This is a genomic window from Streptomyces sp. NPDC051104, from assembly GCF_040682835.1.
Lineage (GTDB): Bacteria > Actinomycetota > Actinomycetes > Streptomycetales > Streptomycetaceae > Streptomyces > Streptomyces cynarae.
In genome coordinates this window covers 80,011-97,386 of record NZ_JBFBBS010000014.1, presented here as the reverse complement: position 1 = coordinate 97,386, position 17,376 = coordinate 80,011, and the positions used below count along the sequence as shown (strand labels likewise).

General features: G+C 70.2%; 16 protein-coding genes. 7 read left to right on the top strand and 9 right to left on the bottom strand.

Going from position 1 to position 17,376, the window contains the following annotated elements; genetic code table 11:
• Positions 1-58: 58 nt before the first annotated feature.
• Entirely contained in the window at positions 59-898 is an 840-nt protein-coding gene (locus tag AB0N14_RS21065; protein WP_366027212.1) for a nitroreductase/quinone reductase family protein, read from the bottom strand.
• Between the two features lie 436 nt (positions 899-1,334).
• Between AB0N14_RS21065 and AB0N14_RS21060 the strand changes: the two genes are divergently transcribed.
• The 3 genes from AB0N14_RS21060 (at position 1,335) to AB0N14_RS21050 (ending at position 3,117) form a co-directional block, all read left to right on the top strand.
• Positions 1,335-1,859 (top strand): helix-turn-helix transcriptional regulator, encoded by a 525-nt coding sequence (locus tag AB0N14_RS21060; protein WP_366027211.1) that lies wholly within the window; start codon positions 1,335-1,337, stop codon positions 1,857-1,859.
• 106 nt (positions 1,860-1,965) lie between these two features.
• Positions 1,966-2,619, top strand: coding sequence for a hypothetical protein (locus tag AB0N14_RS21055; protein ID WP_366027210.1), 654 nt, complete (start codon positions 1,966-1,968; stop codon positions 2,617-2,619).
• A gap of 156 nt (positions 2,620-2,775) precedes the next feature.
• On the top strand, positions 2,776-3,117 hold the full coding sequence (locus tag AB0N14_RS21050; protein WP_366027278.1) for a DUF2516 family protein: 342 nt from the start codon (positions 2,776-2,778) through the stop codon (positions 3,115-3,117).
• A gap of 134 nt (positions 3,118-3,251) precedes the next feature.
• On the opposite strand, the gene AB0N14_RS21045 is transcribed toward AB0N14_RS21050, so the two are convergent.
• The 3 genes from AB0N14_RS21045 to AB0N14_RS21035 all read right to left on the bottom strand — a co-directional run bounded on the left by AB0N14_RS21045 (position 3,252) and on the right by AB0N14_RS21035 (position 7,071).
• Positions 3,252-4,595 (bottom strand): SpoIIE family protein phosphatase, encoded by a 1,344-nt coding sequence (locus AB0N14_RS21045; protein ID WP_366027209.1) that lies wholly within the window; start codon positions 4,593-4,595, stop codon positions 3,252-3,254.
• A 288-nt stretch (positions 4,596-4,883) separates the two neighbouring features.
• Positions 4,884-6,023, bottom strand: coding sequence for an NlpC/P60 family protein (locus AB0N14_RS21040; RefSeq protein WP_366027208.1), 1,140 nt, complete (start codon positions 6,021-6,023; stop codon positions 4,884-4,886).
• Between the two features lie 229 nt (positions 6,024-6,252).
• A complete protein-coding gene (locus tag AB0N14_RS21035; protein ID WP_366027207.1) occupies positions 6,253-7,071 on the bottom strand; it encodes a class I SAM-dependent methyltransferase in 819 nt (272 codons plus the stop codon).
• Positions 7,072-7,258: 187 nt separating this feature from the next.
• Between AB0N14_RS21035 and AB0N14_RS21030 the strand changes: the two genes are divergently transcribed.
• Positions 7,259-8,632, top strand: a complete 1,374-nt coding sequence (locus AB0N14_RS21030) for a S53 family peptidase (RefSeq protein ID WP_366027206.1) — start codon at positions 7,259-7,261, stop codon at positions 8,630-8,632.
• Positions 8,633-9,691: 1,059 nt separating this feature from the next.
• Here the strand turns inward: AB0N14_RS21030 and AB0N14_RS21025 are convergent.
• The 3 genes from AB0N14_RS21025 to sigJ form a co-directional block, all read right to left on the bottom strand.
• Positions 9,692-9,913 carry a hypothetical protein gene (locus AB0N14_RS21025; protein WP_200420795.1) on the bottom strand — a complete coding sequence of 74 codons (222 nt, stop codon included), beginning with the start codon at positions 9,911-9,913 and terminating at the stop codon, positions 9,692-9,694.
• Between the two features lie 199 nt (positions 9,914-10,112).
• The gene (locus AB0N14_RS21020) at positions 10,113-10,868 is read right to left on the bottom strand and encodes an ASCH domain-containing protein (RefSeq protein WP_366027205.1); all 756 of its coding nucleotides are present in this window, start codon (positions 10,866-10,868) and stop codon (positions 10,113-10,115) included.
• Between the two features lie 63 nt (positions 10,869-10,931).
• Positions 10,932-11,813 (bottom strand): RNA polymerase sigma factor SigJ, encoded by an 882-nt coding sequence (sigJ, locus tag AB0N14_RS21015; RefSeq protein ID WP_366027277.1) that lies wholly within the window; start codon positions 11,811-11,813, stop codon positions 10,932-10,934.
• Between the two features lie 198 nt (positions 11,814-12,011).
• Here sigJ and AB0N14_RS21010 point away from each other — a divergent pair, with 198 nt between their 5' ends.
• Together AB0N14_RS21010 and AB0N14_RS21005 are read left to right on the top strand one after the other, a co-directional pair.
• Positions 12,012-12,467 carry a nuclear transport factor 2 family protein gene (locus tag AB0N14_RS21010; RefSeq protein ID WP_366027204.1) on the top strand — a complete coding sequence of 152 codons (456 nt, stop codon included), beginning with the start codon at positions 12,012-12,014 and terminating at the stop codon, positions 12,465-12,467.
• A gap of 54 nt (positions 12,468-12,521) precedes the next feature.
• Positions 12,522-13,097 carry an NAD(P)H-dependent oxidoreductase gene (locus AB0N14_RS21005; RefSeq protein ID WP_366027203.1) on the top strand — a complete coding sequence of 192 codons (576 nt, stop codon included), beginning with the start codon at positions 12,522-12,524 and terminating at the stop codon, positions 13,095-13,097.
• A 214-nt stretch (positions 13,098-13,311) separates the two neighbouring features.
• Here the strand turns inward: AB0N14_RS21005 and AB0N14_RS21000 are convergent, their stop codons facing one another.
• Positions 13,312-14,073 carry a phosphoglyceromutase gene (locus AB0N14_RS21000; RefSeq protein ID WP_366027202.1) on the bottom strand — a complete coding sequence of 254 codons (762 nt, stop codon included), beginning with the start codon at positions 14,071-14,073 and terminating at the stop codon, positions 13,312-13,314.
• A 196-nt stretch (positions 14,074-14,269) separates the two neighbouring features.
• Between AB0N14_RS21000 and AB0N14_RS20995 the strand changes: the two genes are divergently transcribed.
• Entirely contained in the window at positions 14,270-15,526 is a 1,257-nt protein-coding gene (locus tag AB0N14_RS20995) for an MFS transporter (protein ID WP_366027201.1), read from the top strand.
• Positions 15,527-15,612: 86 nt separating this feature from the next.
• Here AB0N14_RS20995 and AB0N14_RS20990 read toward each other — a convergent pair whose 3' ends face one another.
• Complete coding sequence (locus tag AB0N14_RS20990) at positions 15,613-17,280, bottom strand: glycosyl hydrolase family 28-related protein (RefSeq protein ID WP_366027200.1); 1,668 nt, start codon at positions 17,278-17,280, stop codon at positions 15,613-15,615.
• Between the last annotated feature and the right edge of the window lie 96 nt (positions 17,281-17,376).

Genomic DNA, 17,376 nt, shown 5'->3' with positions numbered 1-17,376 from the left:
GGTCCCTCCAGCAAGGTCAGTTCGGCAAGGTGAGTTCGGCAAGGTGAGTTCGGCAGGGTCATCCCAGCAGGGGGATCAACCGCTCCTCCTCGTAGGCCAGGTGCGCCTCCAGCTCGTCGGTGAGGCGTTCCACCTCGGGCAGGGCACGGGCCCGGTCCGCGTCGGGTGCCGACACGACCCGGCGCAGGTCGCCCAGGAGGGCGGCGATCCGCTCGTGTTCGCGGCGCAGCCGGTCGAAGGCCGGCGCCAGCTCGGGGTGGCGGCCTTCGAGGGAGGGGAACAGGGCGATGTCCTCGCCGGCGTGGTGGTTGCCCAGGCCCTTGCAGAGGGTCAGGCAGTTGATCCGGAGCTGTGCGCCCAGGGCGGAGCCGCCTCCCGAGGCCGCGAACTCCTTCCTGATCAGGGCCAGCTCGCGGCGGAAGACGTCATGGACCGCCCTGATGGCCTCACCGGGAGAGGACGCCTCGATGCGCGGCGGGCCCGGCCTCGGATTCGCCCGGAGGGCGACGACCGGGATGACACGGTCCGTCTTCGCCTGGTACTCGGCCCAGCCGGGGTCCGACTCGACGGCGCGGGCGAAGGCCTCGTCGCGCGCGGCGCGGTCCAGGACGACCGCGGTCGCCTCGTAGGTGAACACGCCCGTCTCCACGGTGACCTGAGGATGCACCATGAGGTTGTGGAACCAGTCGGGGTGCCGCGGCGCGCCCCCGGCCGAGGCGATCACGAGGACGCGCTCGCCGCCGTCGGGGTAGTAGCCGAGGGGGGTGGTGTGCGGGGTGCCGGTGCGGGCGCCGGTGGTGGTGAGGAGCAGTAACCGGGCGCCCTCGAAGGGGCCGCCCACGCGGCCGCGGTGGGCGCGGAACTCGTCGATGATCTGCTGGTTGAAGGGGTTGGGCATGCTCTGCTGTCTCTGCCTTCTTCTGTTCGGCGTGGTGGGATGGCGATACGCGTCTGGAACAGAAGAAGAACGGCGGGCCTCTCGCCCGCCCCCGCCTCACTCGGAGGCCGGGTGCCCCACTCGTGAACGGCCCAAGGCCGACCCGGCAGTCATGGGCGGCACGTTATCGGGGTACGCGAGCCGGCGCCAACGGTTTATGACGTCACCCGTCCGCGCACCAGCGCCTCCCACGGACCCGGGCACGGCGGGTGTGGGATGGACGGCGGTGTCGCGACGCCCTTGACGGCGGTGGTGCCGGCGATGGTGCGCCGCCGCGCACGGCGATGCCTCGGACGGCGATGCCTCGGACGGCGATGGTGACGACCTTTCCGTGGCGTGGCGCACTTTTGCAAGCAGATGCTTGCAATTGTTAGCGCTTATGGGGCAAGGTGGAGGCATGCCATCGCTGAACGTCGGCAATCTCGGTGAGTACCTGCGTGAGCAGCGGCGCAACGCGCAGCTGTCGCTCAGGCAGCTCGCCGACGCCGCCGGCGTGTCCAATCCGTATCTGAGCCAGATCGAGCGCGGGCTGCGCAAGCCGAGCGCGGAGGTGCTGCAGCAGGTCGCCAAAGCGCTGCGGATCTCCGCCGAGACGCTGTACGTGCGGGCCGGCATCCTCGACGCCGAGCGGGACCGGGACGAGGTGGAGACGCGCGCCGTCATCCTCGCCGATCCCACGCTGACCGAGCGGCAGAAGCAGGTGCTGCTGCAGATCTACGAGTCGTTCCGCAAGGAGAACGGCTTCGAGATCGCCCGGGCGGGCGCGGCGGACGAGGACGGCCAGGCGGTTCAGGAGGCTCGGACTCGCGAGACTCAGCAGTCTCAGGAGGCGCACGGCATGGACGACGCCCAGGACACCGCCGACGCCGGCCCCCGCACGGCCGACGGCAGCGATGCCGGTCCGCGGCAGGCAGCCGGCTGACCGGGACACCGGGACCACGGACAGCGACCGGACCACCGGGACGACGGCTCGACGTCCCGCGGACCGCCCAAAACCCTCAACAAAGCCGAAACGGGAGGACCATCCCATGGCCATCACCGACGACCTGCGCAAGACCCTCAGCGACCCCACCCCGCTCTACTTCGCCGCCGGCACCGCCGACCTGGCCCTGAAGCAGGCCAAGAAGGTGCCCGCGCTGGTCGAGCAGCTGCGCGCCGAGGCCCCGGCCCGCCTCGAGGCCGTCCGCAACACCGACCCGAAGGCGGTCCAGGAGAAGGCCGCGGCCCGCGCCAAGGAGGCCGGCGCCCGCGTCAAGGAGACGCAGTCGACCATCCAGACCAAGGTGGGCGAGTTCTTCGGCAGCCTCGACTCGGACCTCAAGAAGTTCGGCAGCAGCCTGGACGCCGACCTGAAGAAGCTCGGCGAGACGGCGCAGGACCTCGCGCTGCGGGGTGTGGGCGTCGCCGCCGAGTACGCGGTCAAGGCCCGGGAGACCTACGAGAAGGTCGCCGAGCACGGCGAGCAGGCCGTGAAGACCTGGCGCGGCGAGGCCGCCGAGGGGATCGAGGACCTGGCCGTCGCCGTCGAGGGCAAGCCCGAGCCGGTCGAGGTCAAGGCCGAGCCGCAGCCGGCCGAGGCCCCCAAGGCCGAGCTCGCCGAGGACAAGAAGCCGGTGGCGAAGAAGACGGCCCCGGCGGCCCGCAAGCCGGTGGCGAAGAAGACCACGCCGCCGACCAAGTGAGGAACCCGTGACCCCGGCGGGGGCCGCGTGACGGATGACGGATGACGGACGACGGGCCGGGCACTTCCGAGGTGCCCGGCCCGTTGTGCGGGTACGCGGTGGCCGCAGGCGGGTACGGTTGGCCGTAGAGACGACTCGACTCGGGTGGTGGGCATTGTGCTGATGACGGCATTCGGCGGCCTGATGTGGCTGCTCTTCACCGCCATGCTGGTGCTCGCCGTGGTGGCGCTGGCCATGGCCGTGCTGTACCGGCAGGACGCGTACCGCGCCGCCGACAAGCAGAACAAGGGCTTCTGGCTGATCATCCTCGGCATCGCGGTCGCGGTGAACCTGTTCGTGCCGATGCTCTTCCTACAGCTCGCCGGCCTCGTCGCCACGATCGTCTTCTTCGTGGACGTCCGCCCCGCCCTCAAGCAGGTCTCGGGCGGCGGCTGGGGCCGTCGTCGCCGGGGGAGCAGCAGCGACGGTCCGTACGGGCCGTACAACGGCGGGCGGTAGGCGGCGGACGGCCTGGTCGGGCCGTACACCGGCGGCGGTTCCGTACAGGCTGTGCAGCGACGGGCGGTCCGTGCGGGCCGTGCAGCGGCGGGTGGTAGGCGGCGGTCCGCCTTGGTCCGACCTGCCGCCGTGGCTTACGGCGCCCGGTCGAGCAGGACCACCGCCACGTCGTCCGCCAGCTCCCCTCCGTTGAGGTCGCGGACCTCGTTGACCGTCGCGCGCAGCAGTTCCTCGCCCGTCAGGCCCTCGGCCAGCCGGCGGCGGACCAGTTCCACCATGCCGTCCTGCCCCAGGCGCTCCCCGTCCTGCCCGACCCGGCCCTCGATCAGTCCGTCGGTGTAGAGCATCAGGCTCCAGACCGGTCCCAGCTCCACCTGCATCCGCGGCCAGCGCGCACCCGGCAGCAGGCCGAGCGCGGGGCCGTTGTTGTCGTACGGCAGCAGCTCGGCGATGGGGTTCCCCCCTGCTCGAGCGGAGCCGAGAGCTTGGGGGAGGTTGGGGCGCGCGATCAGCGGGGCCGGGTGGCCGGCCAGGCACAGCCCGGCGCGACGGCCGTCCGGCGCGATGTCCACCGTGCACAGCGTGGCGAATATCTCGTCGTTGTCCCGCTCATGCTCCAGGACCTGCTGCAGGGTGGACAGCAGCTCGTCCCCGCACAGCCCCGCCAGCGTCAGCGCACGCCAGGCGATGCGCAGCTCCACGCCGAGCGCCGCCTCGTCCGGGCCGTGCCCGCACACGTCACCGATCATCGCGTGCACCGTGCCGTCCGGCGTGCGCACCGTGTCGTAGAAGTCACCGCCGAGCAGGGCACGCGAACGGCCGGGCCGGTAGCGGGCGGCGAACCGCAGCGAGGACCCGTCGAGCAGCGGCGTGGGCAGCAGGCCGCGCTCCAGGCGGGCGTTCTCCTGCGCGCGCAGCTTGGACTCGGTCAGCCGCCGCTCGGCCGTGTCGGACCGCTTGCGTTCGACCGCGTACCGGATCGCACGGCTCAGCAGCCGCCCGTCCAGTTCTTCGCGGAACAGGTAGTCCTGAGCGCCTACGCGCACGGCCTCGGCACCCCGCTCCGCGTCACCGGACGCGGTGAGCGCGAGCACGGCATGGCGGGGGGCGAGCTGCAGCACGTGCCGCAGCACGGCCAACTCGTCGTCCTCCGCGGCGGCCCGGCCGGGCGCGGGCAGTGCGAGGTCCAGCAGGATGCAGTGGACGTCGTCGGTGAGCAGCCGCTCGGCCTCGGTGAGGTTGCGGGCGGTGCGCAGCCGTATGGGGCGGCCTGCCGAGTCGAGCATCTCGGGCACGATCGGCGAACCGGCCGGATCGTCCTCGATCACGAGCAGGGTGAGCGTGTCGGTCTGGGCCTTGGCACGGGCGGACGGCCCCTGTGCGGTCTGAGCGGTCTGAGCGCCGGGCAGGGACGCGGCTTGAGCCTGACCACCCTCCACGGCCGGGATCGCTCGGGGCCGCGGCACGGGTACGGGCATCGTCTTGGGTTCCTTCCCTCCCCCCGAGGGCACGGTGGGACGAGGGACTCGACCCACCGACGGGGACCATAGCGGTAGCCGAGGCCGCAATGGAATGCCCGACGGGGTGGGGTGGTGCAACCGGCCATCGTCATATGCCGCATCCCCAACCGCAGTTGGACACGGAACCATCCCGGCGAGGATGACGAAAGTCACGTCCCGCCCAGGTTTCAACCCGAGGGAGGTGGGCCGCGTCACGTGGGGCGGGTCACGTCATGACTCGACTCTGTTTCCGTGTCGGCGTCCGGTTCAGTCGGCGTCCGGGCGCACCACCCCGAGGATCGGCATGGACCCGGCCCCCGCGATCGTCACCGTCCGCCCCGGACGCGGGGCGTGGACGATCGCGCCGTCGCCGATGTACATCGCCACATGGCTGGCGTCGGAGAAGTAGATGATCAGGTCTCCGGGGCGCATGTCCTTGATGTCCACGTGCTTGAGCTGCTTCCACTGCTCCTGCGAGGTGCGGGGGATGGGCGCGCCGGCCGCGGCCCAGGCCTGGGACGTCAGCCCCGAGCAGTCGTACGATTTCGGCCCTTCTGCTCCCCATACGTATGGTTTACCGATCTGGTCGGTCGCGAACCGTACGGCCTTTTGCCCCTCTTCGGACGCTCTGCCGCGAATCTCCTTCAGTATCCCGGAGTCGAGCCAGGCGGTCTGTGCCTGGTGGGCGGCCTGCTCCTCCAGCTTCTGCAGTCGCTCCCGCTCCTGCTTCTTCAGCCGGGACTGCAGCTCCTCGGCGGCGGCGATCTGCTTCTCGATCTCCTTCTTGGCCTCGGCCTTGGCCTTGCGGTTGGCGTCGAGCCTCTTCCACTCGTCGGCGGCGTCGCTCGCGTACTGCTTCAAGTCCTCCTGCGTACGGGTCAACTCGGCGATCAGTCCCGTGGTCGCGTGTTCGCCCTGGCGGACCATGCCCGCTTCGTCCAGGAACTCCTGGGGGTCACGGCTGAGCCAGAGCCGCATCTCGGGCGGCAGGCCGCCGCCGCGGTACTGGGCGCGGGCCGCGGCGCCCGCACGGTCCTTCAGCTCGGCCAGCCTCTCCTGGCCCCTGACGATCTCCCGGGCCAGCCGGACGATCTGCGCCGACTGCTTCTCGGCCTTCTCCTCGCCCGCGTTGTAGGCGTCGGTGGCGACCGCCGCGTCGTGGTACAGCGCGTCCAGCTTTCTGCGGACCGATTCGAGAACCTCGTCGGACGCCGATGCCGATGCGGATGTCGACGTCGACGTCGACGCCGACGTCGATGCCGTGGCCGCGGCCGAGCCGTCGGACGGGGTGGGTCTCGGGTCCGGCCGCTCCGGGCTCGCGTACGCCGCGCCCGGTGTGCCCAGCACGGTGACCGTGCAGACCAGAGCGATGGCCGCCGTGATCAGGGCCCGCTTCCCGGATCCCATACCTTTCCCCCAAAGCTGATTTACCGTCAGTAACCTACGAGACGTCTGGGGATCGTGCCACGCTCGGACGCAAAGTGACAGAGGCGGGACTTAACCGCGCAAAAAACTCCCCCACCTGCCGCACCTCGTACGACGATCTCCCTCCCCTGTCACCGACCCGCGTACGGCGATCTTCCCGCGAGTGTGACGAAGCACTCAGGGAGATCGTTCCCCGCAGGTCGGGCAGGGGTCATGTGCGGGGCGCCAAGGCCCCCCAGGCCACGGTGACTTCCCCCTGGCGCCAGCGCGCCGGGCCGTCGGTGACCGGCCAGTCCGCCGTCAGCCGGCGGACGGTGCGTATCCAGCGCTGGCGCGCGCCGTACGCGGCGTAGGGTGCGGCGGCGGCCCAGGCGCGGTCGAAGTCGCGCAGGAAGGCGTGCACGGGCTCGCCCGGGACGTTGCGGTGGATGAGCGCCTTCGGCAGCCGCTCGGCCAGGTCGGACGGGCGGTCGAGGGAACCGAGCCGGGTGGCGAACGTCACGGTGCGCGGACCCTCGGGGCCGAGGGCGACCCACACATGACGGCGGCCGATCTCGTCGCACGTGCCCTCGACGAGCAGCCCGCCGCGGGAGCCGGACGCCGGGTCGGCGGGGGCGAGCCGGGAGCACAGCCGCTCCCAGACGGCGGCGACCTCGCCCTCCTCGTACTGCCGCAGGACGTTCGCCGCCCGGATGAGCGAGGGCCGCCCAGGCACGGGCACCTCGAACCCGCCGTGCCGGAAGACCAGCCCCTCACGGGCGTACGGCTGCGCGGCCGCAACTCGGGCGGGCTCGATCTCCACCCCGACGACCCGGGTGCGGGGCGCGGCGGCACGCAGTCGCCGCAGCAACTCGACCGCGGTCCAGGGCGCGGCCCCGTACCCGAGGTCGACGGCCACGGGCTCCGCCGCACGACGAAGCTCGGCCCCATGGACCGCTGCGATCCAGCGATCCATCCGGCGCAGCCGATTCGGATTGGTGGTCCCGCGCGTCACCGTACCCACGGGGCGGGACGCGACGCGGGTTGACATGCCTACGAGAGTAAGGGGGCGGGACAGGCCGCCGGACCGGCCTGTGGATAACTCTGACGCCGGGACTGTCCCCCGGACCTGTAAAGGATATGGCATCTACGGTTCAACGACCTTGTCCTGTGCATGACTCAGTGGGTGGGATGTCCGGAGACCACTTCGTGCGACTCCGGACCACTAAGGGGGATTCATGCACATAGCCCGTACCGGGCGGGGTGTCGCGGCTTCCACGGCCGCCACCGCCGCCCTCGCCGTCGCCGCGCTGGTGACCGCTCCGCTGGCCGGCGTCACCACCGCCGCGCCCGCCGCCGTACCGCACACCAAGGCGGTTCCGGCCGTCGTCGGGCACACGCTCGTCCATGGTGTGGCCAGCCCGCTCACCAGCGAGCAGTGCCAGGCCAAGTGGCACATCGCCTGCTACAACCCGCTCCAGTACCGCACCGCGTACAACCTCGACCCGCTGTACAAGAAGGGCATCACGGGCAAGGGGCGCACCATCGTCATCGTCGACTCGTTCGGCTCCCCGACGGTCCAGCATGACCTCGACGTCTACAGCAAGCAGTTCGGCCTGCCCAGCACCAAGATCAAGTTGGTCAAGTGGGGCAAGGTGCCTCCCTTCGACCCGAAGAACTCCGACATGACCGGCTGGGCCGGCGAGACCTCCCTGGACGTCGAGATGGCCCACGCCGTGGCGCCCGACGCCAAGATCGTCCTGGTGGAGACGGCGGTCTCCGAGACCGAAGGCACCACCGGCCTCCCGGAGATGATGAACGCCGAGAAGTACCTGATCGACCACGGGGTCGGCGACGTCATCAGCCAGAGCTTCGGTGCCACCGAGAACACGTTCCCGGGCTTCGACAAGGGCGACTTCTCCAGCATCAAGAACCTGCGCTACGCCTTCCAGGACGCCAACCGCAAGCACGTGACGGTCCTCGCCTCCTCCGGTGACGGCGGCGCCACGGACCTCATGGCGGACGGCAAGACCTACTACAAGAAGCGCGTCAACTCCTGGCCGTCCTCGGACCCGCTGGTCACCTCCATCGGCGGCACCCAGCTCCACCTGAACGACGAGGGGCAGCGCGTCAAGCCGGACAGCGTCTACAACGACTACGGCGCGGGCGGCGGCGGCCAGTCCCACGTCTTCACCCGTCCGGGCTTCCAGAACGGCGTGAAGAACGTCGTCGGCACCCGCCGCGGCACCCCGGACGTGTCGATGGCCGCCGCGGTCAACGGCGGCGCCTGGGTCTACTCCAGCTTCGACCCGACCGCCACCGGCTGGGACGTCTCCGGCGGCACCAGCGAGGCGAGCCCCCTCTTCTCGGGCATCATCGCCCTCGCCGACCAGGCGGCCGGGCACCGGGTGGGCAACATCAACGGGGCGCTGTACGGCATCCTCAGGCAGAAGAACTCCGGCATCGTCGACGTCAACGACGGCACGGACAACAGCTATGAGGGCGTCACCGGCTACAAGGCCGTCAAGGGCTACGACATGGCCACCGGGGTCGGCACGGTGGACGCCCTGCGCTTCGTGTCCGCCCTGGCTGAGGCAAGTCGGCACGGCTGACGCGACGGCACTGCACCAGGGGGTCGCCACCTGCCGACCCCTGGGACGGCCCGGGTTCCACACCCGGGCCGTCCGGCGTCCGCACCGGGCGGCCGTGGCCGGCCCGGCTCGGTGGACGGCTTCTTCTTCAGCCTGAGGCAGCAGCCCGCCATCGGCTGTGACGCACTCGGAGGCGCCCTCGGTACGCGGAATCGCCCGTTGGCCGTTCCCCCCGTATACGGATTCCGGATCAATCTGGGCCCATGGCCACTCGATCGAGATGTAATGAGGGGTCGCGTGCACAACTCGTGTACGCGCCGACGGGCAGCTGACCCGCAGAATGTCGCCCACCTCGAACTGGCCTCGCGGCCCTCCGCGGTGCGGGAGCTCAGGCGGAAGTGAGGGAGCAGCCGGAACCGGGCCTTCTCGGGTCCTGATAGGCGTCCCCTTGTTGATCGTCGTCGACCGCCGCCGAGCGACCTCGGACGGCACAGAGACGGTCCGACTCAATCGCGAGCCCAGTCGAAAGGCATCGGCTCACCCTGCGGGATCACCAAGAGTGGGGATAGCGAGCCCGACAACCGGTGCAGCGCGCGACGAACGGACCGAGCTCCGGGTTCGTGAGAACGCTGTAGTGGCTGGAAGGCTGAGCCGAGAGCATGTGCCCGTGCGCCGTCGTCTCCGAGCCGGGCCACTCGGGCGAGCATCGGCATGGGCGCTCCGCCGCGAACAGTTCGCAGCGCGCTACCCGCTCGTCACCCTGGTTTCCGCAAGATCGGGCACAGGTGGGGCACGGGCACCCTCTGATCCGTAGCTCTACCGAGGTCGGTCATTGTGTACTTCGCTGCTGTACCGCAACTCGCCCGAGGCGGACTCCTGTACGCCCTCGAGCGGCAAGGTCTCGTCCTGCCCCAAGGCAGGGGCCTGGAAGGGGTTCGTCGTCGGAGGCGGCGATGCTGCAGTGGAGCAGCGGGGTTGCCCGTCCGGGGCGGAGAACAGAGGCGTCAGATCGATGAGAGGTCTCTCTTTCGGTACAGGTCCCTGAAGGGGCCTGGTGTGCCGTGACCGGGCACAGCGGTCCTACAGCTTGGTCATCTTGGCGTAGGGGCTCAAGATCCGCACTTGTGCCGAGCCGAAATCCACCAGCGTCGCGATTCCGTCCTCGATGCCGATCACCCGGCCGAGGCCGTACACGTCATGTGTGACCTGGTCGCCCATGGCGAAGTGCTTGGGAGCCGGTGTGACCGGGGCCTTGAAGGGGCTGGTGGGCAGATGACGCTTCGGTGCAGCAGGCTTTGTCATGGCTCAGTATGAGCCTATCTGTAACCCGTTTGCTGTGGCCGTCGGCACAGATCCGGACGGGAACAACCGCGTCACGCCACTGACCTGGGGTTTCGAGATCTGCTGAGGCAAAATTCGACCGCAGGTCTCCTTCGCTGACCGTACTGACCTCAACCGTCGTGGCCCGAGCCGCCGCGGGTTCACATCCCACACCCACGGGTCACGCGTCAGCCAAGCGGAAGTGGACGATGGCGATGTCATCGGCGGAACGGATGTGGGGGTAGTGGTACCGCAGCCTGTCGTGGAGTTCTGCGAGATCGCGGAATCCGTCGGCGATGGCGTCCTGCTCGGTCAGCTCGCCGACCTTCTTCGAAGTGATCTGCGTGACGACACCGTCGAGCACCACCTCCTCATCCAGCTCGAAGACCATGTCGACCGGCCCCGTGGCAACCGGATCCCGGAAGCGTACGGTCGTCGTCTTCCGTCCCGTGCGGACGGCGTCGAGATAGTCCCGATGGAAGTGCAAGGACTGCCTGGCCGTCGCATGACAGCCCGGTTCCGAGGACACGGCCTGCTCCGCCCACACATAGCTGTGAGGCAGGAGGTCGGCTACGGAGACGCTGCGGACTCCTTCGGGCGTCGGCACCAGGACGCGGATGCCTGGATGGTGATCGAGGAGGACTTGTCGGTCGCGACCGCACGGCGCGAGCACGCCGCGGCCCCGGTCGCCGACCGCAACGATCGTTTTCAGGTCACGCGCCCCCGCCGCTCGGGCATGCCCGAGCGCCACGAGCTCCGCACAGGGCCCGCCGGTGAAGTGGTAGAGGTTGATGCCACCGAACATCCGTCCCCGGGCATCCCGGACAGCGGCGCCAACCGTGTGCACCTCCCCGTCGCCGTTTGCCTCCACAATGCGCCGGGCCAACTCGATCAGTTCCATGTCTTCTTGCGTCTGCAAGTGCAGGGTCCCGTCCACGCACAGCACCCTACGACCGGCACCCGGAAGCGACGAACACGGCTGGGTGACCGGAGACGCGGGTCAGCCCGTCGTCCAGGGGCGGAGCTTTTCGGGGTTGAGTACCGCCCAGATGTGGGTGATCTGATCGCCCGCGATGTCGAACGCGTACACCGCCACGGTACGGCCGTCCTGCTGAGCGACCAGGCCGGGCCGGCCGTTGACCGTGCGTTCCACGACGGTCAGGGTGCCGGGTGCCCTGGCGAAGAGGTCGGTCAGGTAGTGCGCGATCCGCTCGCTGCCTTCGATGGGGTGGAGCGAGGCTCTGGCGAGGCCGCCGCCGTCGGCGATCACTGTGGCGTTGGGGTCGAGGAGGCCGATGAGGGCACTGATGTCCATGGCCTGCCATGCCTGTTTGAAGTCTCTGACGATGCCGGCCTGGTGGGCCGCCGGGGTCGCGGGCGTTCGGGAGGCGCGGATGCGGCGGCGGGCGGAGGAGGCCAGCTGACGGCAGGCGGCGGGTGTGCGGCCCACGATCTCGGCGACTTCGGCGAAGGAGTAGCGGAAGACGTCGTGCAGGATGAACGCGACGCGTTCGGCCGGGGTCATCGATTCGAGCACGACGAGAAAGGCCATGTTGACCGATTCGTCGAGTGTCACCCGGTCGGCCGGGTCGGCCGTGGCGCTGCCTGCCGGCCCGGTGGTCCATCGGGTGGGTTCGGGCAGCGGCTCGGGGATCCATTCACCTACGTAGCGCTCGCGCCGGGCTCGTGCCGAGCCGAGCAGGTCCAGGCAGATGCGGCCAGCGACCTTCGTCAGCCAGGCGCCGGGGGACTCGACGGCGTCCTGCTGTTGGCGGGACATGGCGTACCAGCGGGCGTAGGTCTCCTGGACGGCGTCCTCGGCCTCGGCCAGGGAGCCCAGCAGCCGGTAGGCGAGATTGATCAGATGACGCCGCTCGCTCATGATCGCGCCCAGGCTCTGATCGTCTCCGGTGGTCACGGTCCTCCCCTTGCCCTGCGTCGGTCGGATGTGCACTCACCAGATCGACGAGACAGCACACCGGAATGTGAGGTCGCGTCTCGCCTGACATGTGCGGGAGCTGCGCCGTCGTACTGCTGACACCGGCACGGCATCCCCCGTGGGTGTGACAGGGAGGAAACGATGAGCGACTTTCAGGCGATCGCGGACCGGGTCGAGATCGAGGCGCTGCGCGGTGAGTTCACCGACGCGGTGATGATGCGCGACTACGACCGTGTCGCGTCGCTGTTCACACCGGACGGCGTGTGGCGGATGCCCGGCATCCCCGCCGAGATGACCGGGCAGGAGCAGATCCGCGCCTGGGGCCGACGGGTACCGGATTTCGTGGACTTCCTGGTGCAGAACACCCATCCGGGCCTGATCCAGCTCGACGGCGACACCGCGTCCGGCCGTGCGTACATGTCCGAGGTCGGGCGCGGCCGCGACGGCCGGTCCGGGGTGAACCACGCCATCTACCACGACCGCTACCAGCGCACCCCGGACGGCTGGAAGTTCACCGAACGCGTCTACGAGATCCGGTACCTCGACGACAGTCCCCTGACGGGCTACGTGCCCCCGCGGGACGCGGACGCCCGCTGACGGATTCGTCGCACCACAAACAGTTGCACCACAAACAGAACAGGGGAATCGGACATGATCAGGATCGGCATCATCCTCGGCAGCACCCGCCCGGGCCGCAACGGCGAACAGGTCGCCTCGTGGGTCCATGACACCGCATCGCGCCGCCCCGACGCGGAGTTCGAGCTGATCGACCTGCGTGACCATCCGCTCCCCCACCTGGACGAGCCGCTGGGGGCCAAGCACGGCCACTATCAGCACGCGCACACGCGGGCCTGGGCGGCCAGGATCGCTTCGTTCGACGGGTTCGTCATGGTCACCCCCGAGTACAACAGCTCCACCTCCGGGGTTCTCAAGAACGCCCTCGACTACCTCTATGCGGAATGGAACAACAAGGCGGCCGGGTTCGTCTCCTACGGCGTCGTCGGCGGCGCCCGGGCGGCCGAACAACTACGGCTGATCTGCGGCGCGCTGCAGATGGCCGGCGTGAGCCGGCAGGTCACGCTGTCACTGATGACCGAGTTCGAGAACTACACGACCCTCAAGCCGGCCCACCACAGCGCCACCGCGCTGGACACACTGCTGGACCAGGTCGTCGCCAGGAGTGCCGCGCTCGCGCCGCTGCGCGCCGCTTCCCGGGCCGCCGCCTGAACAACGCCCGGGATCTGCGGTATGACCCGTGGGGGTCCACGCCCGGTTCCTCGCCGCCCGGAGCGGACCGCCACCGCTGGTCTCCCGGGGCTCCGATTCGGAAATCGCAGGCGGCCCGTTCATCATCGCGTGGTTCGCGGGGACACGGCCCCGGCGCAGCGCCAAGGCCCCTACCCGCGGCTGACCCGCAGGCAGGGGCCCTGATCAGTCAGGGTTACTTCTTCTTGCCCTGGTTCTTGACCGCCTCGATCGCTGCCGCGGCCGCCTCCGGGTCGAGGTACGTGCCGCCGGGGGTGACCGGCTTGAAGTCGGCGTCCAGTTCGTAGGAGAGCGGGATGCCCGTCGGGATGTTCAGGCCGGCGATGTCGGCGTCCGAGATGCCGTCCAAGTGCTTGACCAGGGCGCGCAGGCTGTTGCCGTGGGCCGCGACCAGGACCGTGCGGCCGGCCAGGAGGTCGGGGACGATGCCGTCGTACCAGTACGGGAGCATGCGGAAGACGACGTCCTTGAGGCACTCCGTCCTCGGGCGCAGCTCCGGCGGGATCGTCGCGTAGCGCGGGTCGTCGGCCTGGGAGAACTCCGAGTCGTCCTCGATCGGGGGCGGCGGCACGTCGTAGGAGCGGCGCCAGAGCATGAACTGCTCCTCGCCGAACTCCTGGAGCGTCTGCGCCTTGTCCTTGCCCTGGAGGGCGCCGTAGTGGCGCTCGTTCAGGCGCCAGGAGCGGTGCACCGGGATCCAGTGGCGGTCGGCGGCCTCCAGCGCCAGCTGCGCGGTGCGGATCGCGCGCTTCTGGAGGGACGTGTGGACCACGTCGGGCAGCAGGCCGGCGTCCTTGAGCAGCTCACCGCCGCGGACCGCCTCCTTCTCGCCCTTCTCGTTCAGGTTGACGTCCACCCAGCCGGTGAACAGGTTCTTCGCGTTCCACTCGCTCTCGCCGTGGCGGAGGAGGATCAGCTTGTACGGTGCGTCGGCCATGCCTCAGAGCGTAATCCACGCATTCGCCCCCTCGTACGGCCCGCCCGGCAGGCGGACATCCGGTCGGCGGCTGGTTCCCGCGCCGTACGACAGTTGACGGCATCTGTTAATTGAGTGGCCCCTCCGCGCCGCGCCTTTGTAAGTTCTGATCACCGTTCGAGCCGCTTACATGCGCCTATGCCCGTGGGGGACCCTCATGTCGATCGCCGCCGTCAGACGTGCCGCCCGAGAGACCGTCTCGGGGCTTCCCCGCGAGTTCTGGTGGCTGTGGACGAGCACGCTCGTCAATCGGCTGGGCGCCTTCGTCGCCACCTTCATGGCGCTGTACCTGACCCTGGACCGTGGGTACTCGGCTTCGTACGCCGGTCTCGTCGCCTCGCTGCACGGGCTCGGCGGTGTCGTCTCCTCGCTCGGCGGGGGCGTGATGGCCGACCGGCTCGGGCGGCGGCCCACCCTGCTGATCGCGCAGACGTCGACCGCCGGGTTCGTGGCGCTGCTCGGGTTCGTGCGGGATCCCGTGTCCATCGCCGTCGTCGCCTTCTTCGTCGGCATGGCGAGCAACGCCTCCCGTCCCGCCGTGCAGGCGATGATGGCCGACATCGTGCGCCCCGAGGACCGGGTGCGCGCCTTCTCCCTCAACTACTGGGCGATCAACCTCGGCTTCGCGGTCTCCTCCATGGCGGCGGGTTTCATCGCCGAGGTCAGCTATCTCGCCGGGTTCCTGATCGAGGCGGGGATGACGTTGGTCTGCGCGGTCGTCGTCTTCGCGAAGCTGCCCGAGTCGCGGCCCGCTCCCACCGCCAAGGAGGCCGCGGGCGACGTCGGCCTCGGGACCGTCGTGCGCGACGGCCGTTTCATGAGCGTGGTCGGGCTGTCCTTCCTCGTCGCGCTCGTCTTCCAGCAGGGGTCCGTCGGTCTGCCGGTCGCCATGGGGGAGGCCGGGTTCTCGCCCGCGGACTACGGCATGGCGATCGCCGTCAACGGCGTGCTGATCGTCGCGCTGCAGATACCGGTCACCCGCTTCATCGAGCACCGCGATCCGCGCCGGCTGCTGGTGGTCTCCTCCCTGCTCGCGGGGTACGGCTTCGGGCTGACCGCCTTCGCGGGCTCGGTCGGTGTCTTCGCGCTGACGGTGTGCGTGTGGACGCTGGCAGAGATCGTCAACGCGCCCACCCAGACCGGCCTCGTGGTACGCCTCTCCCCGGTGCACGGGCGCGGCCGCTACCAGGGCATGTACACCCTGTCCTGGTCGGTGGCCTCGCTGGTCGCGCCGCTGCTGTCCGGCTTCGTCATCGACCGGCTCGGCGCGGAGTGGCTGTGGGGCCTGTGCGCGGTGGTCGGTACGGCGGCCGGGTTCGGCTACGCCGCGCTGATGCGCCGCCTCCCGGGGGAGGAGCCGGCGCGGGGGACGGAGAAGGAGACAGCGAGGGCGGCGGAGGTCGGCGCGGCCTGAGGCGGGCCGCGCCCCCCGGCGGCCCGCCCCGGTCACGGCCCCGCCGGTCTCGCCCCGGGCGCAGCACCCGCTGGGCCCCGCCCCGGTCACAGCTCCCGCTGCGCCTCGTACAGGTTCCGCGGCCGTACCGCGTCCGTCGTGCCGTACAACTCCAGACGGGAGTGCAGGTCGCCCGTGAAGTCGGGCACGTCGATCTGGTCGAACTCCGTGACCTCGTTGATGCCGACGGTGGCGGAGTACGGCGCCAGGCCGTCGATCTTCATCAGGCCCGCGCGGCCGTTCGTCACGCGGATGTTCCAGTGGGTGAAGCGGGCGCCGAAGAGGGGCCCGGCGATGGCGTCGCCGCCGTGACGGCCGTTGTTGTTCACGGTGATGTCCGTACGGACGTTCGCGAACGGCAGCCCCCGGTGCGAGTCGAACGTGCCCATCTGCATCTCGCCGCGCGACCAGACGTTGTACGAGGAGAGGCCCTCCACGTTGATGCCGTGGAGCTGGGTGTTCGGCGGGGCCGGGACGGTCCGCTGCTCGATCGTGAAGTCCTCGATCAGGTTGTCGTGCGAGCCTTCGCGGCAGAAGTAGGGGTGGTGCGAGCCACGGCCCGCCACGCGCGTGCGGCGCAGCGTGCAGGACGAGGCGGCGACCAGGCCGAAGCCGTTGTCCACGTGCCGCACGACGACGTCGTCCGCCCAGCAGTCGTACGCGCACTGGAACGCGACCCCGTTGTAGCCCTTGTCCAGCAGGTGCTGGGACTGCGGGGTCTCGATCGCCTGGAGGGTGAGGCCCTCGACGCCCGCACCGGTCAGCTCCCGCACATGCGTGGTCAGGCGCGGATCCCACTCCGGGCGCACGTCCAGCGGAAGAGGTCGCTCGAACGTGACCTTCCGGCCCGCCACGCGCGCGATGCGCACGGGCCACTCATAGGGGACGTAGGACGTCAGCTTCGTCTTGTCGTCCCAGGAGTACGCCTGCGGGCCGGGCCCGCCGCCCGACATGTGCTCCAGGAGGGTGTGGTCGGCGTCGTCCGCGAGGCGGAGCAGGACGAGTCGGCCCGGCCTCAGCCGGCGGGCGTCGGCGACCGTCACCGTCCAGGAGCCCTGCCTGGCCGGGGACACCGTGGTCAGCGTCTCCCACTCGTCGCGCTTGTTGCCGGTCCAGCCCTCGAACGGCCATGCCTGCGCCCGGATGGCCGCGACCAGGGAGTCCCAACGGGCCTTGGGTGCCAGCCAGATGAGACCGCCCGCCCAGGACCAGGACGACTTGGTGCCGCCGTAGCGGGAGCCGTAGACGCCGATCAGCTCGGTCAGGTTCTTCGTCGCGTACAGCGTCGTACGGTCGCTGCCCGCGCCCCGCAGCACGACGTTGTCGTACCCGATGTGGATCAGGCCGTCGATGCGGAAGGTGCCGGGCGGGACGGTGACCGTGCCGCCGCCGGCCCTTCCGGCGGCGGCGATGGCACGGTTGATCGCGGGGGCGCAGTCGGTCGTGCCGTCCGCCACGGCTCCGTAGGCGGTCACGTCGGCCACCACGGGGCGGCGGGGGAAGCGCGCCGTCCCGCGCCGGTAACCGGCCCGGCCCACGTACGGGATCTGCGGATGGGTGAAGGGCGTGCGGACCAACTCGTGCCACAGGACGGGCACCTGGCCCCTGGACGGTGTGGCGGCCGCCGCCGTCGTTCCGGTGGCGGCGGCGGCCGCCACGGCGATGGCTCCTCCGAGCAGGCTCCGTCTGCTGATGTCCGCGTGCCCCTTGCCCATGCCCGAACCGCCTTCCAGGGATTCCCGAGGCGAGCCCGGGAGAGAGAGTCCATGGATATGAACGATGTTCAGAAACGTGCTGGCCGTGAGCATGCC